Here is a 21,669-nt window from a genome sequence, read left to right as displayed (position 1 = left end):
CGCTGCCGCTCCTGCCCCCAAGGGGCGCCTCCCCTCGGCCCGGCGGAGCCGGATCCTGGGGAGTGGCTTGATGGAAGCCCCGCTGCGCGGGCTGTGGAGACACAGCCCGCGTTTTCGTTTTCCCGCCGGGGTCCGTGTATTCTTACAAGAATCTCATCGACGCCCATGAGGTACGAAAATGGCTCCCACCGCCACCCTGTCGAGCAAATTCCAGATCTCCATCCCGAAAGCCGTGCGTGAGATGCAGAACTGGCAGGCCGGGCAGGAGTTCGTGTTCATTCCGAAGGGCCATGGCGTCCTGGTGATGCCGGTGCCCGAACTCGACGAATTGGCCGGCATCGCCAAGGGCGCGCGCAAGGACGGCTACCGCGATCGCAAGGATCGCTACCGATGGCAGCACCTCTGCGCGTGGTCGACACCTCGGCGTGGATCGAATGGCTGACGGGCAGCGCACTCGGCAAGAAGCTGGCCAAGGAGCTGTCGGACAAGACACAGTGCATCGTCCCCACGATCGTGCAACTTGAACTCTCGGCCACTGCCGATGCCGTTGTCTATGCAACGGCGCGGCAGCAAGGCGCGGAGTTGCTGACCTGCGACGCCCATTTCGAGAGCTTGCCCGACGTGGTGTTCTTGCCGAAGCCGGGGTGAAACCTCGGCATCTTCGATGACGCTGCTGTCGGCCTTCTACACTGCGCTGACCCACTGAACCAGGGAGGTTCCATGTCACTGAAAGCTCTTTGCGCCTCGATCGCCGTCTGCGTGTTGCTTCCAACGGCGGCCCGCGCCGAGCAGGTGGCACTGGATTTCACCGCCACGGTCTGGCTCGACACGGCCGGCTATGCGCCGGTGGGCAGCGTCATCAGCGGCCACTACGTTTTCGACCGCGATCCGGCGAGCTTCACGAGCCAGGCGGTCGATCCGCGGTTCCTCCATGGAACGGCGGGCACCGACTACTTCTACATCGCCCGCACGGGCGAGACCCGCCTGCAATTCCCATCGGGTTCTCCCGATGTGTCGAAGGGGTTCCGTGCCATCGAGGTCACTGACAACTCCACGTGGTCGACCCCTGCGATGGACAACGTCTCGTTCCTGCAGAAGACCCTGGGCGTTTCCTATTACCTCGATCTGCTCGGCCCGGACACGTCGTTCGCCGGCACCGCACTGCCCACCAACAGCTGGCTGTCCAGCGGCTGGACGCAGGGCTACTTCACGATCCAGGACCTGGCGCATACCTCGACGGTGTTGTCGGCCAACGTGACCAGCCTGACCGTCAGCCTCGTGCCGGAGCCTGCGACGGCGGTGTTGATGCTGGCCGGCATCGCAGGGCTGTGGTTGGCGAGGCGACGGGCCTGACGGCAAACAGTGGCGCGACAGCTCAGGGTGGGCTGGTTCCGGAGCCCGTGTCGGGGCGCTCGGACATCTCGACCAGGCACGCGCTGCACAAGCATCGGTCGTACATCGACTGCAGTTTCTCCAGCGTCTCGGCGCTCACCGTCACCCGGCTGCACCAGCACGGCTGCTCGTCATTCACGCCGCAATGAAACGCCCGCGCGCAACGCGGGCAGGTGCTGTTGTCGGTGGGCTCAGCGGCTTGCACGCTCACGTTGCCGCCGCAGCAGCGCCGTCGCCAGCGCCAGCCCGCCCAGCCACCCGAAACCGAGCGCGCCACCGCCCGAGTCGTCGTTGTTGTTGCTCGAACCCCCGCCACCGGACGGCGGCGGCGCCGCGCCCACCGCGCCGTCGAGCGCGACGCTGCGCGTGAACCTGGTGGTGGAGGTGCCTTGGTGCATGGTCAGCGTCAGTGTCGCACTGTAGGCCTGCATGTCGCCCGCGCTGAACGACACCGTCGCGCGGCAGCTCGCCGACGCGGCCAGCTTCTGCGCGGTGCAGCTGTCGGTCTTCAGCGTGAAGCGCGCCGCGCCGGCGCCGCTGATCGCGACGCTGTCGATCGTGAGCTGGCCGAAGGTCACGCCGTTCGTCAGGTCGAGGTTCTGCGCCACCGTCGGCGTGTTGATCGCGGCGGCCGAGAAGCCGAGCGATGCGTCGCTGGTCTTCGGCGTGTCGGCGATGAAGGCGGCGATGTCGGTCAGCTGGTCGGCATCCAGCGCCTGGAACTGCTTCATCGCGCTGACGTTGTTCAGCGCATAGCCGACGCGATCGAGCGCATGGTCGGTCTCGATGGCAGCGAACTGGTCGCCGCCGATCTTCGTGCGCCGGTTCTGCACGTTGGTGTGGCAGCTGGTGCAGTTGCCGGTGAGGGTCGACAGGCCGGTCTCGTTGATCGTGTCCTCGAACAGCCGCTTGCCGCTCGCCGGGTCATAGGTGGCCTGCGCCGCCAGCGCGGTCAGAGCCAGGCTGACCGCCAGGGCGGGTCGAGCGATCGGATGCAAGGTCATGGCGTCGGTCTCGTGGCGTGGACCTTTCGTCCCTGCAAGGGGCCTGCCAACCGCTTTCGGCATGGCTGTCCGGGCAAGGGCCGCAAGCCGGCCCCGGACGGGCGACCAATTGCGCCCCCACGCTGCCGCAGCACGTCAACCGTGTTGCGCCCCCTCACGGCAGACGCAACTGCTTACGCTGCGCGCAGGCGCCATCAACCCGCGGCGAACAGCCCCTTGTGCCTCTCGCGCAGCAGGTTCTTCTGCACCTTGCCCATGGTGTTGCGAGGCAATTCCTGCACCAGCTCCACCAGCTTGGGCACCTTGAAGTTCGCGATCTTCGCCTTCAGCGCCGCGGCGATCTCGCTGCCCTGCAGCTGCGCGCCGGGCTTGGGCACCACCACCGCCACCACCGCTTCGCCGAAATCGGGGTGCGGCACGCCCACCACCGCGCTCTCGGCCACGCCCGCCATCTCGTTGATGTAGCCCTCGATCTCGGCCGGGTAGACGTTGTAGCCGCCGCTGATGATCAGGTCCTTGCTGCGCCCGACGATGCAGACGTAGCCGCGCTCGTCGATGCGGCCGACGTCGCCGGTCCTGAACCAGCCGTCGGCGGTGAACTCTTCCTTCGTCTTCTCGGGCATGCGCCAGTAGCCGGCGAACACGTTCGGGCCCTTCACCTCGATGCCGCCGATCTCGCCGGCCGGGCACTCGCGGCCCTGCTCGTCGCGCACGCGCAGGCCCACGCCCGGCAGCGGGAAACCCACCGTGCCGGCGCGGCGCTCGCCGGCCGCCGGGTCATAGGGGTTGGACGTCAGCATCACCGTCTCGCTCATGCCGTAGCGCTCGACGATGGTGTGGCCGGTGCGCTCGCGCCACGCGTTGAAGGTCTCCGGCAGCAGCGGCGCCGAGCCGGCGACGAACAGCCGCATCGTGCCGCAGGCCGCGCGTGTCAGGCCCGGCTCGGCCAGCAGCCGCACGTACAGCGTCGGCACGCCCATGAAGACGGTCGCGCGCGGCAGCGCATCGAGCACGCGCTTCGGGTCGAACCTCGACAGCCAGATCATCCGGCTGCCGTTCAGCAGCGCGCCGTGGATCGCGACGAACAGGCCGTGCACGTGGAAGATCGGCAAGGCATGCACCAGCACGTCGCCCGGCTGCCATCCCCAGTACGCCTTCAGCGTGCGCGCGTTGCTCAGCATGTTGCCGTGCGTCAGCATCGCGCCCTTGCTGCGGCCGGTGGTGCCGCTGGTGTACAGGACGGCGGCCAGGTCGTCGCTGCCGCGTTCGGCCGGCGTGTGCACATCGCCGTGGTGCGACGCGCGCTCGAGCAGGCTGCCGGTGCGGTCGTCGCCGAGCGTGAAGACGTGGCGCGTGCCGGCCTTGAACGCGATCTTGCTGACCCAGCCGAAGCTCTTCGGCGCGCACACCACCACCGCCGGCTCGGCATTGCCGATGAAGTACTCGATCTCGGCCGCCTGGTAGGCGGTGTTCAGCGGCAGGTAGACGAAGCCGGCGCGCAGCACCGCCAGGTACAGCATCAGCGCCTCGACCGATTTCTCGGTCTGCACCGCGATGCGGCTGCCGGCCGGCAGGTCCAGCGACTCGAACAGGTTGGCCAGCATCGCGGTGGCGCGGTCGAGGTCGCGCCAGCTGTAGCGCAGCGGATCGCCGTCGGCCGTCTCGATGGCGGTCTGGTCGAGGTCGGCCGGGAAGGCCGCACGCAGGGCGGTGAACAGGTTGCCGTCCACGACGGCGGATGGGGAACTCATGGAACCTCCTCGCGGGTGATGCTCAGCCGCGCTGGAAATGCGGCGGCCTCTTTTCAATGAAAGCCTGGATGCCTTCACGGTGTTGTGCGCTGTCGGCATAGGCGTAGTGCGCGCGGCGCTCGTCGGCGTTCGGCCCGCCGGCCGCCAGCTGGCGCAGCGTGCGCTTGTTGATGCGCGCGGCCTGCGGCGCAAGCGCCGCCATCGCCTGCGCGCGCTGCAGCGTGTGCACCGCGACCTGCTCGTCGGCCACCACCGCATGCACCAGCCCGCGCTGCAGCGCGACCGTGGCATCGATGAGGCGCGCCTCGAGCAGCATCTCGCGCAGCGTCGGTGCCGGCACCACGCGCGCCAGCAACTGCAGTTCGCCGGGCGCCATCGGGAAGCCGAGCTTCGCGATCGGCGCACCGAAGCGGCTGCCCATGCCGGCGATGCGGATGTCGCAACAGGCGGCGATCTCCAGCCCGCCGCCGACGCAGGCCCCCTCGATCTGCGCGATCACCGGGATGTCGCAGCCGAGCAGCGCCTGCAGTGCCGGCGCCACCACGCCTTCGTGGAAGTCGTGCAGCCGCTGCTCGTCGAAGCGGAACTGCGCGAACTCGACGATGTCGCCGCCCGACGCGAACTGGCCATCGGCGCCGCAGACGATCACCGCATGCGGCGCGTCGCCGGCCGGCAGTGCCTGCAGGCGCTCGAAGACGGCCTGCAGCTCGCGCCACATCGCGATGTCGATCGCGTTGTGCTTGCCGGGGTTGGCGATGCCGACCCGGGCGACGCCGGGTTCGGGCTGCGCCAGCGTGATCGAGCCCATCAGTCGAGCTTGGCGCCGGAGGCCTTGACCACCTCGGCCCAGCGCTTGACCTCGGCGCCGACGAACTTGCCGAACGCGTCGCCGTACAGGTTGGGCGTCTCGGCGCCCAGCCCGTTCCAGGCCTTGACCAGGTCGTCGGAGGTCAAGGCCTTGCGCATCTCGTTGCGCATCTGCTCGACGATCTCCTTCGGCGTGTTCTTCGGCGCCCACAGGCCGTACCAGGTGGCGACCTGGTAGGTGGGCACGCCGGCCTCGGCCGCGGTGGGCACGTCGGCGAAGCCCGGCGCGCGCCGCTCGGAGGCCACCGCCAGCGCCTTGATGCGACCGCCCTTGATGTGGTTGGCCGACGAGCCCAGGCCGTCGAACATCATGTCGACCTGGCCGGCGATCAGGTCCTGCAGGGCCGGGCCGGCGCCGCGGTACGGGATGTGCGTGATGAAGGTCTTGGTCTGCAGCTTGAACAGCTCGCCGGCCAGGTGGTGCGAGGTGCCGTTGCCGGCCGAGCCGTAGTTCAGCTTGCCGGGGTTCTTGCGCGCGTGCTCCAGCAGGCCCTTCAGGTCGGTGACCGGCACGCGCTGCGGGTTGATCACGATCACCTGCGGCACGCTGGCGATCAGCCCCACCGGGATGAAGTCGGTCTCGATGTTGTAGTCGAGCTTCGGGTACATCGACGGCGCGATCGCGTGGTGCACCGCGCCCATGAAGAAGGTGTAGCCGTCGGACGCGGCATGGGCCGCCACCGTGGCGCCGACGGTGCCGCCGGCGCCGCCCTTGTTGTCGATGATGAACTGCTTGCCGGCGTTCTTGCTCATCAGCCCGAACAGCGGGCGCGCGAACGCGTCGGTGCCGCCGCCGGCCGGGAAGGGCACGATGATGGTCACCGGCTTGGCCGGCCACGCGCTCTGTGCCTGCACGTAGGGCACGGACAGGGCTGCTGCCGCGGCCGCACCGGTGCGCAGAAAGTCGCGTCGCGAAGGCGCGCGTCGATGATCGAAGCTCATGGTGTCTCCCGGTCGTTGGTGTGGAAGGGGGGTGTCACAACGGTCACAGCAAGGCGGCCACGGCGCGCGAATGCGCCACGTCGCCCTGGGTGAATTTCTCGTGGCTGGTTTCGATCTTCTGCAGGTCGTAGAGGTAGTTGACCATCATCCCGAACGATTGCTTGAGTCCTTTGCGCGACAGGTTACCCGACGGATTGATCCGGTCGAGCCGCGCGCCATTGTCGAGGTGGAAGCGCGCCACCGCATCGCCCTGCGGCGTGGTCGATGCGTGCACCAGGTAGGCCGCGCACAGCCGGCACAGCGCCTCGCGCTCGGCCTCGGCCAGGCCGTCCAGCGTGGCCGCGCTGGCCAGCGCGCCCAGGTCGCCGCCGCTCGCCTCGTCGACCAGCGCGCGCGCCTCGACCAGCCGCTCGCCCTCGCCGCGCTTCAGGCCGGGCAGGGCGGCGAGGTCTTCGTTGCGCGCCAGCCAGGCGGCGAAGCCGGGAATCGGCGACAGCGTGCAGAAGGTCTTCAGCTGCGGCAGCTCGCGCTTCAACTGCTCGGCCACCCGCTTGATCAGGAAGTTGCCGAGCGACACCCCCTTCAGCCCCGGCTGGCAGTTGCTGATCGAGTAGAACGCCGCCACCTTGAACTGGTCGGGCGGCAGCGGCTGCGAGTTCTTGTCGATCAGCGGCGCGATCGCGCCCGGCATCTCCGGCAGCAGCGCCACCTCGACGAAGATCAGCGGCTCGTCGGGCAGCTGCGGGTGGAAGAACGCGAAGCAGCGGCGATCCGGCTGCAGCCGGCGGCGCAGGTCGTCCCAGCCGTCGATCTCGTGCACCGCCTCGTGGTGGATGATCTGCTCGAGCAGCTGGGCCGGCGAGCGCCAGTCGACCTTCTGCATCTGCAGGAAGCCGGGGTTGAACCAGGACGACAGCAGGTGCAGGAAATCGGCCTCGAGCGCGCGCAGCTCGGGCTGCGCCTTCACGCGCGCCAGCAGCTTGCGCCGCATCGCGACGATGTGCGCGGTGCCGCCGGGCGTGCGGTTGATGCGGCGCAGCAGCTCCTGGCGCGGGGGTTCGGCCAGGTGCGTCAGGCGGATCAGGTTGTCGGCCGACGGCTCGTCGGCATAGGCCTGGGCCACCGACAGCACGGCCTTCGGATCGGGGCTGAAATCGCGCGACAGCCGCTCGAAGAAGCCGGCCTGCTGGTCGTCCGGCAGGCTGCTGAAGCGTGCCACCAGGTCGCGCGCGATGGCCACGCTGTTGGCCTCGCCGCGTTCGGACAGCAGGCGGCGGCAATCCAGCATCAGGCTGCGCAGTGCGCGGTCGTTGCCGGCGCGGCGCGCGGCGTTCTTCAGGCTTTCAAGCATGGTGGTGTTCCGGGTCGGGGACGGTGTCGAGCGCGGCCTCGTGCGAGCGCAAGGCCTTCAGCGCCGCCAGTTGCGCCATCAGGTGGTCGTGCATCACGCGCCCGGCCTGCTCGGCGTCGCGCTGCTCGATGGCGGCGATCAGCGCGCGGTGCTCGCCGATCGATTCCTCGATGCGCCCCGGCCAGTTCAGCTGGCGCCCGCGCAGCAGCCGCACGAAGCGGCGCAGGTCGTTGGTGGCGCGGTCGAGCCAGCGGTTGGCGGCCAGCGCCTGCACGGTGGTGTGGAAGTCGTGGTTGGCGCGGTAGTAGCCGTCGATGTTGTGCGCGGCGGCGTGTTTCTCGAGCGCGGCATGCAGCCGCTGCAGCGTGCGGGCGCCGGCCGGCGTCAGCTTGCGCACCGCCTCGAAGGCGCAGCGGCCCTCCAGCAGCGCCATCACCGGGAACAGCTCGTCGGCATCGTCCTCCGACAGCGCGGTGACGCGGCAGCCCTGGCGCGGCACCAGCTCGACCAGCCCCTCGGCGGCCAGCACCTTCAGCGCCTCGCGCAGCGGCGTGCGGCTGATCTGCCAATCGCCCGCCAGCGCCAGCTCGTCGATCCACTGGCCGGGCACCAGCTGCCGCTCGAACACCATGTTGCGCAGGCGTGTGGCCACTTCTTCGTGCAGCGAGGCAGGGCGCAGAGGAGTCGGATCGACCATGGGTGCTCACCGGTGGGCCGCGGCGGTGCCGCAGTGGTAAGGACTCTAAATCCAGTAATTCATAATTACAAGAGGCCGTGCAGCAGGCAGGGTTGAAATCGGTTGTCATCGGCGACAAACCCTGAGACCGCGGCGCCCATCGCTCGCTACAGTGTCCGCGTGCCAGACACCCCTCCGACCCTCCCGTCGCCCGGCCTGCCGGCCGATGCCGACGCGCTGCTGAAGCTGGCTGCGCGCAGCATGTTCGACACGCTTGCCCGCACCGCGATGGGCACGCTGGTGGTCGACCGCAACCACCGCATCGTGTGGATCAGCGAGGGCTACAAGCGCTTCCTGCCGGCGCTCGGCCATGCCGAGGACGATTTCGTCGGGCGGCTGGTGGAGGAGGTGGTGCCCAACACGCTGATGGCGCACGTGATCGACAGCGGCCAGCCGATGCTGGTGGACCTGCTGACCAACCAGGCCGGGACCTTCCTCGTGAGCCGGCTGCCGCTGCGCGACGAGCAGGGCGCGGTGATCGGTGCGATGGGCATGGTGCTGCTCGACCACCCCGAGACGACGATGCAGCCGCTGATCACCAAGTTCAGCCGCCTGCAGCGCGAGCTCGACGATGCACGCCGCCAGCTGGCCGCGCAGCGCCGGCCCAAGTTCACGGTGGCGAGCTTCATCGGCGCGAGCCCGCAGGCGATGGAGGTGAAGCGCCAGGCGCGCCGCGTCGCGCAGACCGACAGCACGGTGCTGCTGCTGGGCGAGACCGGCACCGGGAAAGAGCTGCTCGCGCACGCGATCCACGCGGCCAGCAGCCGGGCGTCGCGGCCGTTCGTCGGTGTCAACATCGCGGCGGTGCCCGACACCTTGCTCGAGGCCGAGTTCTTCGGCGTCGCGCCGGGTGCCTACACCGGCGCCGAGCGCAAGGGGCGCGACGGCAAGTTCAAGCTGGCCGATGGCGGCACGCTGTTCCTCGATGAGATCGGTGACATGCCGCTCGCGTTGCAGTCGAAGCTGTTGCGCGTGCTGCAGGAGCAGGAGGTGGAGCCGCTGGGCAGCAACACCGTGCTGCGGGTGGACGTGCGCATCATCGCGGCGACCAGTCGCGACCTGCCCGCGATGGTGGCCGACGGTCGCTTTCGCGCCGACCTGTTCTACCGCCTGAACGTGCTGCCGATCCGGCTGCCGGCGCTGCGCGAGCGCATGGCCGACCTGGAGGCGCTGGTCGAGGCGCTGGCCGACGACGTGTCGCGGCGCAGCGGGCTGCCGCACAAGAGCCTGGAGCCGGACGCGCTCGCGCTGCTGGCGCGGCACCGCTGGCCGGGCAACATCCGCGAGCTGCGCAACGTGCTGGAGCAGGCGACGCTGATGACCGACGACATGAGCCTGTCGGCGCGGCATTTCCGCGGCGTGGTGCAGCCCGGGGCCGGCGTGCCGCTGATCGAGACGGCGGCCGAGCCGCTGCCGTCGGCGGGCGTCGTGGACAAGCCGAAGTCGCTGCCGCAGGCGATCGCCGAGCTGGAGTGCCGTGCGATCCGCGAGGCGCTGGCGGCGACCGGCGGCAACAAGCTGGCGGCGTCGCGGCTGCTGGGGATCTCGCGCGCGACGCTGTACGAGAAGCTGCCGCACCTGAACGGCTGAATGAACTCCGTTCGGGCTGCGCCACCCCATTCGGGCTGAGCCACCCGGTTCGTGCCGAGTCACCCCGTTCGGGCTGGGTCACCCCGTTCGGGCTGAGCCTGTCGAAGCCTCGGTGGATGTGCGGCCGCACCGCCGACGCGCTCCGGCTGCAACCCTTCGACACGGGCCCTCGACAAGCTCGGTCCCTGCTCAGGGCGAACGGTCTGCCACCCCGTTCCGGCTGAGCTTGTCGAAGAACGGTCTGCCACCCCGTTCGGGCTGAGCCTGTCGAAGCCTCGGTGGATGTGCGGCTGGACCGCCGACGCGCTCCGGCTGCAACCCTTCGACACAGGCCCTCGACAAGCTCGGTCCCTGCTCAGGGCGAACGGGTGGGGGTTGCCGCTCAGCCAAGTTTCTTTGCATGGCCGCAACGGATCCGACACGACGCGATCCGACGATGATCTCGTCCAGGAGACTGCAATGACCTCATTGAAGCGATTCGTGTTGACCGGCGCGGCCCTCGCGCTGGTGGCCTTGGGCGGCATCGCGCAGGCGCAGGAGCGTCACGGCCACGGCGGCCCCGGCCGGCCGGCAGGGCCGGCGCCGGGCTACCGATCGCCGTACTGGCAGTTCGACAACCGCTACCACCACGACCACTACTACCCGTCGCGCGGCTACATCGCCGGTTCGCTGCCGGGCGGCAGCGTCAGCATCGCCTTCCACGGCGGCAGCTACTACTACCACGGGGGGGTCTGGTTCCGCCCGCAGGGGCCGCGCTTCGTGGTCGTCGCGCCGCCGTTCGGCATCGTCGTGCCGCTGCTGCCGCCGGCCTACACGACGCTGTACATCGGCGGTGCCCCGTACTACTACGCCAACGGCGTGTACTACTCGACCGCGCCGGGCGGCTATGCGGTGGTCGCGCCGCCGCCGGGGGCCGAGGTCGCGCAGCCGGTGCCGCCGCCCCCGCCGCCGAAGCCGGAACCCGACCCGATCGTCTACCCGCGCAACGGCCAGAGCCCGGCACAGACCGAGGCCGACCGCCAGGAATGCAACCGCTGGGCCACCACGCAGCCGGCGGCGATGGCGGATGCGGCGGTGTTCCAGCGCGCGGTGGCGGCTTGCATGGACGGCCGGGGGTATACCGTCCGTTGATTCGGGGGGCCCGGACCCCCTTGGCTGGGCGGTTGTGGCAGGCGGTGCCGGCGATTAAGTTTCGGCACCGCCCCTTGCCACGCCCATGCGCCTGCCTTTCTTCCTCCTCCCGCTGCTGTGCGGCCTCGCCGGCCCGGCCTGGGCGCAGGCGCAGCCACCGGCGTCGGATGACCTGCTGGTGCGGCTGACCCGCGACGAGGCCATCGCCTACGAGAACGGCGAAGGCGTGCCCAAGGACCCGGTGCGCGCGGCGCAGCTGTACTGCCAGGCGGCGCGCCAGGGCGATGCCGAATCGCAATACAACCTCGCATGGATGTACGCCAACGGCCGCGGCATCGAGCGCAACGATGCGACCGCGTCGTTCTTCTTCCACGCCGCCGCCGAGCAGGGCCTGCCGCAGGCCGTGCGCATGCTGGACCGTGTCGGGCAGCCCGGCCCCGACCTGCCCGACTGCATGCGCCCGCCGGCGCCGGTGGTCGCGGCCGCGGTCGCGCAGGTGCCGACGCCGCAGCCCGCCACCGAGCTGCGCAGCAACGGTCCGAAGTACATCGTCGACCTGGTGAAGACCATCGCGCCCGAGTACCGCGTCGACCCGCAGCTGGCGCTGGCCTTCATCCAGGTCGAGTCCAACTTCGACGTGGTCGCGCAATCGCCGAAGAACGCGCAGGGCCTGATGCAGCTGATCCCGGAGACCGCGGCGCGCTTCAACGTGAAGCGCCCGTTCGACCCGGCGCAGAACATCCGCGGCGGCCTGGCCTACATCCGCTGGCTGCTCGCCTACTACCGCGGCGACGTCACGCTGGTGGCCGCGGCCTACAACGCCGGCGAAGGCGCGGTGAACCGCTACCGCGGCGTGCCGCCGTATGCCGAGACGCTGGGCTACGTGAGCCGCATCCTGAAGTCGTCGCGCATGCTGACGCATCCGTTCGACACCACGGTGACCGAGGCGTCGCCGCAGCTTGCCGTGATGCGCAAGTTCTGACCACATTGCCTGCTGTCCGGACACGCCCCGCTGTCCGCTTTCCGATCACGGCCGGCCCGCAGCACCCCGGGAACAACCCTCGGACTGCCTGACAAAGTCCTTGCCGATCAAGGGCTTGCGTTTCGCGGCGCACGATGGCACGTGGCTTGCGCTGTGATGGTGCACGCGCTACCTCGAACATCGAAAAACAGGAGACAGCATGACCGCGACCCGACGGCGCCAGATGGCGCTGATGGCCTGCCTTGCCCTGGCCGCCACGAGCGCATTGGCGCAGGCTCCGGCCGAGATCCGCATCGCCCACGTGTACAGCAGGACCGGCCCGCTGGAGGCCTATGGCAAGCAGACGCAGACCGGCTTCATGATGGGCCTGGACTACGCGACCGGCGGCACGATGACGGTGGCCGGCCGCAAGCTCACGGTGATCGAGAAGGACGACCAGGGCAAGCCCGACGTCGGCAAGAGCCAGCTCGCCGCAGCCTATGGCGACGACAAGGCCGACATCGCGGTCGGGCCGTCATCGTCGGGCGTCGCGCTGGCGCTGCTGCCGGTGGCCGAGGAATACAAGAAGGTGCTGCTGGTCGAGCCCGCGGTGGCCGATTCGATCACCGGCGACAAGTGGAACCCCTACATCTTCCGCACCGGCCGCAACAGCTCCCAGGATGCGATCGCGAATGCGGTCGCACTCGACAAGCCCGGCGTCACCATCACCACGCTGGCGCAGGACTACGCCTTCGGCCGCGACGGCGTGAAGGCCTTCAAGGAAGCCATCAAGAAGGCGAAGTTCATCGACGGCGAATACCTGCCGACCAGCACCACCGACTTCACCGCCGGCGCGCAGCGCCTGATCGACAAGCTGAAGGACCAGCCGGGCCGCAAGATCATCTGGATCCTGTGGGCCGGCGCCGGCAACCCCTACAAGATCGCCGACCTGGACCTGAAGCGCCACGGCATCGAGATCGCCACCGGCGGCAACATCCTGCCCGCGATGGCCGCGTACAAGAACTTCCCCGGCATGGAAGGCGCAACCTACTACTACTTCGGCATCCCGAAGAACCCGGTCAACGAATGGCTGGTGGCCAACCACTACAAGCAGTTCAAGGCGCCGCCGGACTTCTTCACCGCCGGCGGCATGAGCGCGGCGATCGCGATCGTCGAGGCGCTGAAGAAGACCCAGGGCGCCACCGCCAGCGACAGGCTGGTGGCCGCGATGGAAGGCCTGGCCTTCGAGACGCCCAAGGGCCGCATGGTGTTCCGCAAGCAGGACCACCAGGCGATGCAGAGCATGTACCACTTCCGCATCAAGGCCGACCCGGCCTTCGCGTGGGGCGTGCCGGAACTGGTGCGCGAGATCAAGCCGGAAGAGATGGACGTGCCGGTGCGCAACAAGCGCTAGCCGATCCCGGATCGGCATCCGGGCTACAGGAGACCTCCCATGAAGATCATGCTCGCTGCCGTCACGGCGGCGCTTGTCGCCGCGGCCCAGGCCGCACCCTTGCCGCAACTGCAGATCGACCCCGCCGAGGTCAGCGTGTCGGGCCTGTCGTCGGGCGGCTTCATGGCGGTGCAGATGCACGTCGCGTACTCGGCCACCTTCAGGCGCGGCGCCGGCATCGTGGCCGGCGGGCCGTACGACTGCGCCGAAGGATCGATCGTCAACGCCACCGGCCGGTGCATGACGCATGCGAGCACCATCCCGGTCGGCAGCCTGGTCAGCACCACCAACAGCTGGGCCGCAAGCGCCCTGATCGACCCGGTGGCCAACCTGAACACCTCGAAGGTCTACCTCTACTCCGGCACCTCGGACAACACCGTCAAGCAGGCGGTGATGAACGACCTGAAGACGTACTACCAGAGCTTCGTGCCGGCGGCCGGCATCTTCTACAAGAACACGATTGCGTCCGGCCACGCGATGATCACCGACGACTATGGCAGCAGCTGCGGCAGCACCGCGTCGCCCTACATCAACGACTGCGACTTCGACCTCGCCGGCGAGATCCTGAAGCAGCTGCATGGCCCGCTGAACGCGCGCAACGACGGCACGCTGTCGGGCACGTTCACCGAGTTCGACCAGACCGCCTTCGTCTCGGGCCACGGCATGGCCACGACCGGCTGGGTCTACGTGCCGCAGAGCTGCAGCGCGGGCACGGTGTGCAAGCTGCACGTGGTGTTCCACGGCTGCCAGCAGAACACCGCGCTGGTCGGCCAGCAGTACGTGCGCAACACCGGCTACAACCGCTGGGCCGACACCAACGACATGGTGGTGCTGTACCCGCAGACCAGCACCCAGGCCACCAACAGCTGCTGGGACTGGTGGGGCTACGACAACGCGAACTACGCGAAGAAGTCCGGCCCGCAGATGGCGGCGGTGCGCGCGATGATGACGACGCTGGGCAGCGGCTCGGCACCGTCCGGGCTGCCGGCCCCCACCGGCGTCGGCACCTCGGGCGCCACCGCCGGCAGCATGGTGATCGGCTGGGGCAGCGTCACCGGCGCGAGCGGCTACAACGTGTACCGCGGCGGCAGCAAGGTCAATGCGAGCCTCGTCGCCGGAACGAGCTACACCGACACCGGCCTGGCCGCCGGCACCACCTATTCGTGGACGGTGAAGGCGGTGGATGGCGGCGGCGTGGAAGGGGCGTCGTCGGCACCAGCCACCGGCACCACCACCGGCGCGCCACCGGCCGCCACCTGTACCACCGCGAGCAACTATGCGCACGTCGCGGCCAACCGGGCGCACGTGCAGGGCGGCTATGCGCTGGCCAACGGGTCGAACCAGAACATGGGGCTGTGGAACCTGTTCGTCACGACGACGCTGAAGATGACCGGGGCCAACTTCTACGTCATCGGGACCTGCCCCTGACCGCCCCGATGCTCGAGACTGAGGACCTCACCATCCGCTTCGGCGGCCACGTCGCGGTGGACCGCGTCAGCTGCGCGTTCGAGGCGGGCACGCTGACGGCCATCGTCGGGCCCAACGGCGCCGGCAAGACGACCTACTTCAACCTCGTCTCCGGCCAGTTGCGTGCCAGCGCCGGCCGCGTGCGGCTGGATGGCGTCGACATCACCGCCGAGGGCCCGGCGGCGCGCACCCACCGCGGCATCGGCCGCGCCTTCCAGCTGACGCAGCTGTTCCCCGGCCTGCCGGTGCGCGAGAACGTGCGGCTGGTCGTGCAATCGCGCGCGCGGCTCGGGCTGAACCTGTGGTCGGTGTGGCGCGACCACCGCGAGGTGCTGGACCGCACGCAGGCGCTGCTCGAGCAGGTGCGCCTGGCGGGCCAGGCCGATGCGCTGGCCGGCAGCCTGCCGCATGGCGACCAGCGCAAGCTCGAGGTCGCGATGCTGATGGCGCTGCAACCGCGCGTCTTCATGTTCGACGAACCGACCGCCGGCATGAGCGTCGACGAGGTGCCGGTGGTGCTCGACCTGATCCGCGCGCTGAAGGCCCGACGCGACTGCGCGATCCTGCTGGTCGAGCACAAGATGGACGTGGTGCGCGAGCTGGCCGACCGCATCGTCGTGCTGCACAACGGGCAGCTGGTGGCCGATGGCGACCCCGAGCTCGTGATCGCCTCGCCGATCGTGCAGCAGGCCTACCTGGGGCTCGCCGCATGACGCTGAGCCTGCAGGGTGTCCACACCCACATCGGCGCGTACCACATCCTGCACGGCGTCGACCTCGAGGTGCCGGCCGGCCAGGTGACGATGCTGCTGGGCCGCAACGGCGCCGGCAAGACCACGACGCTGCGCACCATCATGGGCCTGTGGGCGGCCTCGGCCGGCCGCATCGCCTTCGGCGGCCAGGACATCACGCGCCTCGGCACGCCCGCCATCGCACAGTGCGGCGTCGCCTACGTGCCCGAGAACATGGGCATCTTCGGCGACCTGACGGTGCGCGAGAACCTGCTGCTCGCGGCACGCGGCGCGCGCACGCTGGACGACATCGACACGCAGCGGCTGGACTGGCTGTGCGGCCTGTTCCCGGCGCTGCGCACGTTCTGGCTGCACCCGGCCGGCGCGCTGTCGGGCGGGCAGAAGCAGATGCTCGCGATCGCGCGCGCGATGATCGAGCCGCGCCGGCTGCTGCTGGTCGACGAACCGAGCAAGGGCCTGGCGCCGGCCATCGTGCAGAACCTGATCGCGGCGCTGCGCGAGATGAAGGCAACGCAGACCACCCTGCTGCTGGTGGAGCAGAATTTCGCGCTGGCGCGCGCGCTGGGCGACCACGTCGCGGTGATGGACAACGGCCGCGTCGTGCACCGCGGGTCAATGGCCGCGCTGGTGGACGACGACGCGTTGCAGCAGCGGCTGCTGGGCCTGTCGCTGGGGGCGCACCAATGAGCGCGACCTTGCCACGCACCCGCTTCGATGTCGTTCCGCTCGCCTTGGTGCCGGCGCTCGCGCTCGCGGCCTGGCCGCTGGTCGGCACATCGTCGACCTGGCTCACGCTCACGGTGGCCGGCCTCGCGATGGGCATGATCGTCTTCATCGTCGCGTCGGGCCTGACGCTGGTGTTCGGGCTGATGGACGTGCTGAACTTCGGCCACGGCGTGTTCATCGCGTTCGGCGCCTTCATCGCGACCAGCGTGCTCGGCGGCCTGGCCGACTGGACCGGCGCCGACAGCCTGTGGCTCAACCTCGCCGCGCTGTTGCCGGCGATGCTGGCCGCGATGGCGCTGGCCGCCGCCGTCGGCTGGGCCTTCGAGCGCGTGCTGGTGCGGCCGGTCTACGGCCAGCACCTGAAGCAGATCCTGATCACGATGGGCGGCATGATCATCGGCGAGGAGCTGATCAAGGCGATCTGGGGGCCCGCCCTGGTGCCGCTGTCGCTGCCCGCGGCACTGCGCGGCGTGCTCGCCCTGGGCGATGCCAGCGTCGAGAAATTCCGCCTGCTCGCCACCGGCCTGGGCGCGCTCGTGCTGGTGGCGATGCTGTACCTGCTGAACCGCACCAAGCTCGGCCTGCTGGTGCGCGCCGGCGTGCAGGACCGCGAGATGGTCGAGAGCCTGGGCTACCCGATCCGCCGGCTCTTCGTCGGCGTGTTCGTCGCCGGCTCGGCGCTGGCCGGCCTGGGCGGTGCGCTGTGGGCGCTGTACCAGCAGGGCGTGGTGCCGCAGATCGGCGCGCAGCTGAACGTGCTGATCTTCATCGTGATCATCATCGGCGGGCTGGGCTCGACGCTCGGTTGCCTTGCCGGCGCGCTGCTGGTCGGGCTGCTGGCCAACTACACCGGCTTCCTGTGGCCCAAGCTTGCCCTGTTCTCGAACATCGGCCTGATGGTGCTGGTGCTGCTGTGGCGCCCGCGCGGGCTCTATCCGGTGACCTCGCGATGATCGCCCGCCTGCTCTCGCATGACTTGCCGCGCAGCCGCGTGCTGGCCGTGCTGCTGGTGCTGATCGTGCTGGGCCTGGCCGTCGCGCCGCTCGTCTTTCCGGGCACCAAGGCCTTGAACGTCGCGGCCAAGGTGCTGGTCTTCATCGTGCTGGTGGCGAGCTTCGACCTGCTGCTCGGCTACACCGGCATCGTCAGCTTCGCGCACACGATGTTCTTCGGCATCGGTGCCTACGGCATCGCGATCGCGAGCACGCAGCTCGGGCCGGGCTGGGGCGCGCTGGCGGTGGGCGTGGCGGCGGCGCTGGCGGCATCCCTGCTGCTGTCGCTGCTGATCGGGCTGTTCGGCCTGCGCGTGAAGGCGATCTTCTTCGCGATGATCACGCTGGCGGTGGCCTCGGCCTTCCTGACGCTGGCCTCGCAGCTGTCGGAATGGACCGGCGGCGAGGACGGCCTGAGCTTCCGGTTGCCCGAGGCGCTGGCCGACCGGCGCGCCAGCTACTGGCTGCTGTTCGCGTGCGCGACGCTGCTGGTGCTGGTGATGCTGCGCATCGTCAACTCGCCGTTCGGCCGCGTGCTGCAGGCGATCCGCGAGAACGAGTTTCGCGCCGAGGCCATCGGCTACCGCACGGTGGTGTACCGCACGCTGGGCAATGTGTTGTCGGCGCTGTTCGCGACGCTGGCCGGCTGCCTGCTTGCGCTCTGGCTGCGCTACAACGGGCCGGACACCTCGCTCAGCTTCGAGATCATGCTCGACGTGCTGCTGATCGTCGTGATCGGCGGCATGGGCACGGTGTATGGCGCGGTCGTCGGCAGCCTGCTGTTCGTGCTGGCGCAGAGCTACCTGCAAGACCTGATGAAGCTCGCGGCCCCGGCGGTCGACGGCGTGCCCCTTCTTTCCACCCTGATCTCGCCCGAGCGCTGGCTGCTGTGGCTCGGGGTTCTCTTCGTGCTGTCGGTCTACCACTTCCCGAACGGGATCGTGGGACGGCTGCGTGCGATGAAGACAAGCCAGCCCGCCCACCACATCAAGAAGGAGACATCACCATGAAGATGAACCTGCACCCGCTCGCGCTCGCCGTGCTCGGACTGTCGGCCGTCGCCCTCGCCGGCTGCGGCGATGACGACACGCCCTTGCCCGTCAACACGATTCCCGCCCACGTCACGCAGCAGGCGGTGACGGACTATCCCGCCACCACCGCCGGCACCGGCAGCACCGCCGCGACGCAAGACCTGCTGACCGCCGGCCTCGGCCGCACCGGCCTGGGCGGCGCGGCGCCGGCCTATGTCGACCCGCTGAACCCGACCGCGGCCGAGCTGCGCCGCAACGCGCTGTTCAGCAACTACCGCGGCCTGGTCGACATCAGCGCGGCCGGCGGCTACGGCACGCTGTACGGGCCGAACGTCGATGCCGGCGGGCAGGCGACGACCGGCGAGGGCCTGATCCCGGGCCGCGAATACGTCGCGGTGCTGGACAACGCGGCCGGCACCAAGCGGGTCGTGATCGCGGTGCAGATCCCCGACAGCTTCAGCCCGAGCGCGCCCTGCATCGTGCTCGGCCCGTCGTCCGGCTCGCGCGGCGTGTATGGCGCGATCGCCACGTCGGCCGAGTGGGGCCTGAAGCACGGCTGTGCTGTCGCGCTGACCGATGCCGGCAAGGGCATGGGGCTGTACGACATGACGGACGACACGGTGAACCGCATCGACGGCACGCGTGCGACGCGTGCCGCGGCCGGCGTGCTGGGCTCGTTCGCCGCCGCGGTGAGCGACAGCGCCCGCGCCGCCTACAACGTGCTGTTCCCGAACCGCCTGTCGCTGAAGCAGGCGCATTCGCAGCAGAACGCCGAGAAGGACTGGGGCAGCGACACGCTGAGCGCGGCCGCCTACGCGCTGTATGCCTTGAACGACCGCTACGGCAGCACGGCCACCCCGGTGCCGTTCACCGCGGCGAACACGATGGTGATCGCCGGCTCGGTGTCGAACGGCGGCGCGGCGGTGCTGCGCGCGGCCGAGGCCGACAGCACGGGGCTGATCGACGGCGTCGTTGCCGGCGAGCCTGTCACCGAGCTGCCGACCACCAGCGGCTACGGCGTGCAGTTCGGCGGCGTCGCGGTCACCGGCTACGGCAAGAAGCTGGGCGACTTCACGACCTTCGGCAACCTCTACCAGCCCTGTGCCGCGCTGGCCGCGGGCGCGGCGATGGCCGAGACCTCGACCTTCAACTACCTCGTGGCCACCGCGCAGACCGCGAAGGCCACGGCGCGCTGTACGGGTCTCGCGGCCAAGGGCCTGGTGAGCGGGGCGGACACCGCGGCGCAATCGGCGGATGCGCTGGCCAAGCTGCGCGCCTACGGCTGGACGGCCGACAACGACCAGATGCACAACGCGCATTACGCGCTGGGCAACGGGCCGATCCTGTCGGCGATGTACCCGATGATGTACGGCCGCTTCTCGGTGACCGACAACCTGTGCCACACCAGCTTCGCGCAGGTGGATGCGAGCGGCAACCCGATCGCCATCCTCGCGGCCAGCAAGGCGCAGAGCTTTGCGGTGGGCAACGGCACGGCCAACGGTGCGCCGGCCAGCGTGGTCTACAACGACTCCGTGGGCGGTGCGAAGCAGTGGTCGTTCGCGGTGTCCGAATCGACCGGCGTGCAGGACTTCGGCCTCGACAACGCGCTGTGCCAGCGCGCGCTGGTGACCGGCGTCGACGAGACCGGGGCGCCGCTGACCTCGACGGAAACCTCGACGCGCCCGACGGCCGCGCAGGCGGCGGCCGTGCAGGCCGGCATGGCCGAGGTGGTGGTGAACGGCAACCTGCGCGCCAAGCCGACGCTGGTGGTGGCGGGCCGCAGCGATGCGCTGGTGCCGGTGAACAACAACGCGCGGGCCTATGTCGCGTTCAACAAGACGGTGGAGGCGGGAGCGAGCCAGCTCGGCTACATCGAGGTGACGAATGCGCAGCACTTCGACGGCTTCCTGTCGTTCTCCGGTTTCGACACGCGCTTCGTGCCGCTGCACGTGTACTTCAACCGGGCGATGGATGCGATGTATGCACACCTGAAGAACGGCAGCGCGCTGCCGCCGAGCCAGGTGGTGCGCGCGACGCCGCGCGGCGGCGTGCCGGGGGCGGCGCCGGCGATCACGTCGGGCAACGTGCCGGCAATCCTGGCAGCGCCGCTGGTGGCGGACCAGATCGGCTTCAGCGGCACGGCCGTGGCCGTGCCGAACTGAGGCCGACGGTGTCGTTCACGTCGCACTACCTGGCGTGCGAAGGCCGCGAGCTCCACTACACCGAGTGGGGCGCCGGCCGCGGCGAGACCGTGATCGCCTGGCACGGCCTCGCGCGCACCTGCCGCGACATGGACGAGGTGGCGGCGCACCTGTCGCAGCGCTACCGGGTGATCTGCCCGGACACGCTGGGCCGCGGCCTGAGCGAATGGAGCCGCGAGCCCGAGCGCGAGTACTGCCTGGCGTTCTACGTGCGCCAGGCGGTCTCGCTGGCCGACCAGCTGGGGCTGCACGAGTTTCACTGGCTGGGCACGTCGATGGGCGGGGCGATCGGCACGCTGGCCGCGGCCGGACCCTTGCGCGGGCGCATCCGCAAGCTGGTGCTGAACGACAATGGCCCGGAGCTGGCCGAGCCGGCGCTGGCGCGCATCCGCGGCTATGCAGGGCGGCCGGCGGCCTTCGAGACGGTGAGCGAGCTGGAGCAGTACTTCCGCAAGATCTACCAGCCGTACGGCTGGCTCAGCGACGGGCAGTGGCGACGTTTGACCGAGACCTCGACGCGCCGCCTGCCCGACGGCCGCGTGACGCCGCACTACGACCCGGCGATGGTGATGCAGTTCACCCACCACGATGACGACTACCGGCTGTGGGATGCCTGGGACACGCTGACGCTGCCGGTGCTGTGCCTGCGCGGCGAGCACTCGGACCTGCTGCTGCCCGAGGTGGCCGAGCAGATGCGCCGGCGCGGGCCGCGCGCGCAGGTGGTGACGGTGCCGGGCTGCGGGCATGCGCCGGCCTTGAACGTGCCGGAGCAGTTGACGGTGGTGGAGCGGTTTCTGATGGCGCCTTGAACTTGAGGCCGCAATTTGCGACCTCAAACGCCGAGCCCGGTCGGCCGACGCATCGAGGACAATCGCCCCGCGATCGAAAGCCACCCAGGGACTGTCTCACGTGGCGGTGCTGGACCACGCCATGAACGACGTCAAGTATCCGGAGATGCACTCGCCGACGATCCGCATCGAGGGCATGTTCCAAAAGCATGGGACCGAACTCACCGGGCTGCACTTGCAACCACACGCCGAAATGACCGATCCCTGCATTGAACTCAAGGTCTGGAAGCGGCGCGATGCCAAGACCGCGATCTTGTACCGCTGCTTCCAGGACGTGAGCACCGGACAGGTCACGGTCCAGAGTTGCGACTTCTTCAGGCTGCCCGTCGACGACGAGCAGCTTCGCGACTCTGACGGCAGGTTCGTCGAGCTGCTCATCGAAGCTGCTCCCGGCGATCGCTCCGGCTGGTTCGCCTCTGTCGACGAGGCGATTGCCGCGCACGATCGCGATTTTTCCTGAGACGCCGTCAATCGG

22 protein-coding genes are annotated in these 21,669 nt (G+C 69.6%); 15 read left to right on the top strand and 7 right to left on the bottom strand.

What is annotated here, in order from left to right:
- The first annotated feature begins 178 nt into the window (after positions 1 to 178).
- The 3 genes from AC1DYN_RS00325 (at position 179) to AC1DYN_RS00315 (ending at position 1,353) form a co-directional block, all read left to right on the top strand.
- Entirely contained in the window at positions 179 to 442 is a 264-nt protein-coding gene (locus tag AC1DYN_RS00325; protein WP_477957089.1) for an AbrB/MazE/SpoVT family DNA-binding domain-containing protein, read from the top strand.
- Positions 409 to 648, top strand: a complete 240-nt coding sequence (locus AC1DYN_RS00320) for a PIN domain-containing protein (RefSeq protein WP_477957088.1) — start codon at positions 409 to 411, stop codon at positions 646 to 648. Before AC1DYN_RS00325 ends, AC1DYN_RS00320 begins: the two co-directional genes overlap by 34 nt.
- Before the next feature lie 72 nt (positions 649 to 720).
- A complete protein-coding gene (locus AC1DYN_RS00315) occupies positions 721 to 1,353 on the top strand; it encodes a PEP-CTERM sorting domain-containing protein (protein WP_477957087.1) in 633 nt (210 codons plus the stop codon).
- Positions 1,354 to 1,375: 22 nt separating this feature from the next.
- Here AC1DYN_RS00315 and AC1DYN_RS00310 read toward each other — a convergent pair whose 3' ends face one another.
- The 7 genes from AC1DYN_RS00310 to AC1DYN_RS00280 form a co-directional block, all read right to left on the bottom strand.
- Positions 1,376 to 1,597 carry a cysteine-rich CWC family protein gene (locus AC1DYN_RS00310; RefSeq protein WP_477957168.1) on the bottom strand — a complete coding sequence of 74 codons (222 nt, stop codon included), beginning with the start codon at positions 1,595 to 1,597 and terminating at the stop codon, positions 1,376 to 1,378.
- Entirely contained in the window at positions 1,584 to 2,396 is an 813-nt protein-coding gene (locus AC1DYN_RS00305) for a hypothetical protein (RefSeq protein WP_477957086.1), read from the bottom strand. Before AC1DYN_RS00305 ends, AC1DYN_RS00310 begins: the two co-directional genes overlap by 14 nt.
- A gap of 194 nt (positions 2,397 to 2,590) precedes the next feature.
- Positions 2,591 to 4,147 (bottom strand): malonate--CoA ligase, encoded by a 1,557-nt coding sequence (locus AC1DYN_RS00300; protein WP_477957085.1) that lies wholly within the window; start codon positions 4,145 to 4,147, stop codon positions 2,591 to 2,593.
- Positions 4,148 to 4,169: 22 nt separating this feature from the next.
- A complete protein-coding gene (locus tag AC1DYN_RS00295; protein ID WP_477957084.1) occupies positions 4,170 to 4,955 on the bottom strand; it encodes an enoyl-CoA hydratase/isomerase family protein in 786 nt (261 codons plus the stop codon).
- Positions 4,955 to 5,956, bottom strand: coding sequence for a Bug family tripartite tricarboxylate transporter substrate binding protein (locus tag AC1DYN_RS00290; protein WP_477957083.1), 1,002 nt, complete (start codon positions 5,954 to 5,956; stop codon positions 4,955 to 4,957). Before AC1DYN_RS00290 ends, AC1DYN_RS00295 begins: the two co-directional genes overlap by 1 nt.
- 43 nt (positions 5,957 to 5,999) lie before the next feature.
- Positions 6,000 to 7,307, bottom strand: coding sequence for a malonyl-CoA decarboxylase (locus AC1DYN_RS00285; protein WP_477957082.1), 1,308 nt, complete (start codon positions 7,305 to 7,307; stop codon positions 6,000 to 6,002).
- Positions 7,300 to 8,004, bottom strand: a complete 705-nt coding sequence (locus AC1DYN_RS00280) for a GntR family transcriptional regulator (protein ID WP_477957081.1) — start codon at positions 8,002 to 8,004, stop codon at positions 7,300 to 7,302. The genes AC1DYN_RS00285 and AC1DYN_RS00280 overlap by 8 nt, the downstream gene beginning before the upstream one ends.
- A 159-nt stretch (positions 8,005 to 8,163) precedes the next feature.
- Here AC1DYN_RS00280 and AC1DYN_RS00275 point away from each other — a divergent pair, with 159 nt between their 5' ends.
- The 12 genes from AC1DYN_RS00275 (at position 8,164) to AC1DYN_RS00220 (ending at position 21,654) form a co-directional block, all read left to right on the top strand.
- Positions 8,164 to 9,633 carry a sigma-54 interaction domain-containing protein gene (locus tag AC1DYN_RS00275; RefSeq protein ID WP_477957080.1) on the top strand — a complete coding sequence of 490 codons (1,470 nt, stop codon included), beginning with the start codon at positions 8,164 to 8,166 and terminating at the stop codon, positions 9,631 to 9,633.
- A 459-nt stretch (positions 9,634 to 10,092) separates the two neighbouring features.
- A complete protein-coding gene (locus AC1DYN_RS00270; RefSeq protein ID WP_477957079.1) occupies positions 10,093 to 10,764 on the top strand; it encodes a DUF6515 family protein in 672 nt (223 codons plus the stop codon).
- 85 nt (positions 10,765 to 10,849) lie between these two features.
- Positions 10,850 to 11,746 (top strand): transglycosylase SLT domain-containing protein, encoded by an 897-nt coding sequence (locus tag AC1DYN_RS00265; RefSeq protein ID WP_477957078.1) that lies wholly within the window; start codon positions 10,850 to 10,852, stop codon positions 11,744 to 11,746.
- Positions 11,747 to 11,945: 199 nt separating this feature from the next.
- A complete protein-coding gene (locus AC1DYN_RS00260) occupies positions 11,946 to 13,139 on the top strand; it encodes a substrate-binding domain-containing protein (protein WP_477957077.1) in 1,194 nt (397 codons plus the stop codon).
- A gap of 39 nt (positions 13,140 to 13,178) precedes the next feature.
- Complete coding sequence (locus AC1DYN_RS00255; RefSeq protein WP_477957076.1) at positions 13,179 to 14,606, top strand: extracellular catalytic domain type 2 short-chain-length polyhydroxyalkanoate depolymerase; 1,428 nt, start codon at positions 13,179 to 13,181, stop codon at positions 14,604 to 14,606.
- Between the two features lie 8 nt (positions 14,607 to 14,614).
- The gene (locus AC1DYN_RS00250; RefSeq protein ID WP_477957075.1) at positions 14,615 to 15,358 is read left to right on the top strand and encodes an ABC transporter ATP-binding protein; all 744 of its coding nucleotides are present in this window, start codon (positions 14,615 to 14,617) and stop codon (positions 15,356 to 15,358) included.
- Entirely contained in the window at positions 15,355 to 16,083 is a 729-nt protein-coding gene (locus tag AC1DYN_RS00245) for an ABC transporter ATP-binding protein (RefSeq protein ID WP_477957074.1), read from the top strand. The genes AC1DYN_RS00250 and AC1DYN_RS00245 overlap by 4 nt, the downstream gene beginning before the upstream one ends.
- Complete coding sequence (locus AC1DYN_RS00240) at positions 16,080 to 17,075, top strand: branched-chain amino acid ABC transporter permease (RefSeq protein WP_477957073.1); 996 nt, start codon at positions 16,080 to 16,082, stop codon at positions 17,073 to 17,075. Before AC1DYN_RS00245 ends, AC1DYN_RS00240 begins: the two co-directional genes overlap by 4 nt.
- Positions 17,072 to 18,124, top strand: a complete 1,053-nt coding sequence (locus tag AC1DYN_RS00235) for a branched-chain amino acid ABC transporter permease (RefSeq protein WP_477957072.1) — start codon at positions 17,072 to 17,074, stop codon at positions 18,122 to 18,124. The genes AC1DYN_RS00240 and AC1DYN_RS00235 overlap by 4 nt, the downstream gene beginning before the upstream one ends.
- Positions 18,121 to 20,307 carry a 3-hydroxybutyrate oligomer hydrolase family protein gene (locus AC1DYN_RS00230; RefSeq protein ID WP_477957071.1) on the top strand — a complete coding sequence of 729 codons (2,187 nt, stop codon included), beginning with the start codon at positions 18,121 to 18,123 and terminating at the stop codon, positions 20,305 to 20,307. Before AC1DYN_RS00235 ends, AC1DYN_RS00230 begins: the two co-directional genes overlap by 4 nt.
- Positions 20,308 to 20,315: 8 nt before the next feature.
- The gene (locus AC1DYN_RS00225; RefSeq protein ID WP_477957070.1) at positions 20,316 to 21,155 is read left to right on the top strand and encodes an alpha/beta fold hydrolase; all 840 of its coding nucleotides are present in this window, start codon (positions 20,316 to 20,318) and stop codon (positions 21,153 to 21,155) included.
- 121 nt (positions 21,156 to 21,276) lie between these two features.
- A complete protein-coding gene (locus AC1DYN_RS00220; protein WP_477957069.1) occupies positions 21,277 to 21,654 on the top strand; it encodes a hypothetical protein in 378 nt (125 codons plus the stop codon).
- Positions 21,655 to 21,669 lie beyond the last annotated feature (15 nt).

It is taken from the genome of Rhizobacter sp. P2_D12 (assembly GCF_056404395.1).
Note: the sequence above shows the minus strand (reverse complement) of the source record. Positions and strands in the feature narration are given on the sequence as shown.

Coding starts and splice junctions, on each gene's coding strand:
- AC1DYN_RS00325 (WP_477957089.1), top strand. CDS start 179: ATGGCTCCCACCGCCACCCTGTCGAGCAAATTCCAGATCTCCATCCCG.
- AC1DYN_RS00315 (WP_477957087.1), top strand. CDS start 721: ATGTCACTGAAAGCTCTTTGCGCCTCGATCGCCGTCTGCGTGTTGCTT.
- AC1DYN_RS00305 (WP_477957086.1), bottom strand. CDS start 2,396: ATGACCTTGCATCCGATCGCTCGACCCGCCCTGGCGGTCAGCCTGGCT.
- AC1DYN_RS00300 (WP_477957085.1), bottom strand. CDS start 4,147: ATGAGTTCCCCATCCGCCGTCGTGGACGGCAACCTGTTCACCGCCCTG.
- AC1DYN_RS00295 (WP_477957084.1), bottom strand. CDS start 4,955: ATGGGCTCGATCACGCTGGCGCAGCCCGAACCCGGCGTCGCCCGGGTC.
- AC1DYN_RS00290 (WP_477957083.1), bottom strand. CDS start 5,956: ATGAGCTTCGATCATCGACGCGCGCCTTCGCGACGCGACTTTCTGCGC.
- AC1DYN_RS00285 (WP_477957082.1), bottom strand. CDS start 7,307: ATGCTTGAAAGCCTGAAGAACGCCGCGCGCCGCGCCGGCAACGACCGC.
- AC1DYN_RS00280 (WP_477957081.1), bottom strand. CDS start 8,004: ATGGTCGATCCGACTCCTCTGCGCCCTGCCTCGCTGCACGAAGAAGTG.
- AC1DYN_RS00270 (WP_477957079.1), top strand. CDS start 10,093: ATGACCTCATTGAAGCGATTCGTGTTGACCGGCGCGGCCCTCGCGCTG.
- AC1DYN_RS00265 (WP_477957078.1), top strand. CDS start 10,850: ATGCGCCTGCCTTTCTTCCTCCTCCCGCTGCTGTGCGGCCTCGCCGGC.
- AC1DYN_RS00260 (WP_477957077.1), top strand. CDS start 11,946: ATGACCGCGACCCGACGGCGCCAGATGGCGCTGATGGCCTGCCTTGCC.
- AC1DYN_RS00255 (WP_477957076.1), top strand. CDS start 13,179: ATGAAGATCATGCTCGCTGCCGTCACGGCGGCGCTTGTCGCCGCGGCC.
- AC1DYN_RS00250 (WP_477957075.1), top strand. CDS start 14,615: ATGCTCGAGACTGAGGACCTCACCATCCGCTTCGGCGGCCACGTCGCG.
- AC1DYN_RS00245 (WP_477957074.1), top strand. CDS start 15,355: ATGACGCTGAGCCTGCAGGGTGTCCACACCCACATCGGCGCGTACCAC.
- AC1DYN_RS00240 (WP_477957073.1), top strand. CDS start 16,080: ATGAGCGCGACCTTGCCACGCACCCGCTTCGATGTCGTTCCGCTCGCC.
- AC1DYN_RS00235 (WP_477957072.1), top strand. CDS start 17,072: ATGATCGCCCGCCTGCTCTCGCATGACTTGCCGCGCAGCCGCGTGCTG.
- AC1DYN_RS00230 (WP_477957071.1), top strand. CDS start 18,121: ATGAAGATGAACCTGCACCCGCTCGCGCTCGCCGTGCTCGGACTGTCG.
- AC1DYN_RS00220 (WP_477957069.1), top strand. CDS start 21,277: ATGAACGACGTCAAGTATCCGGAGATGCACTCGCCGACGATCCGCATC.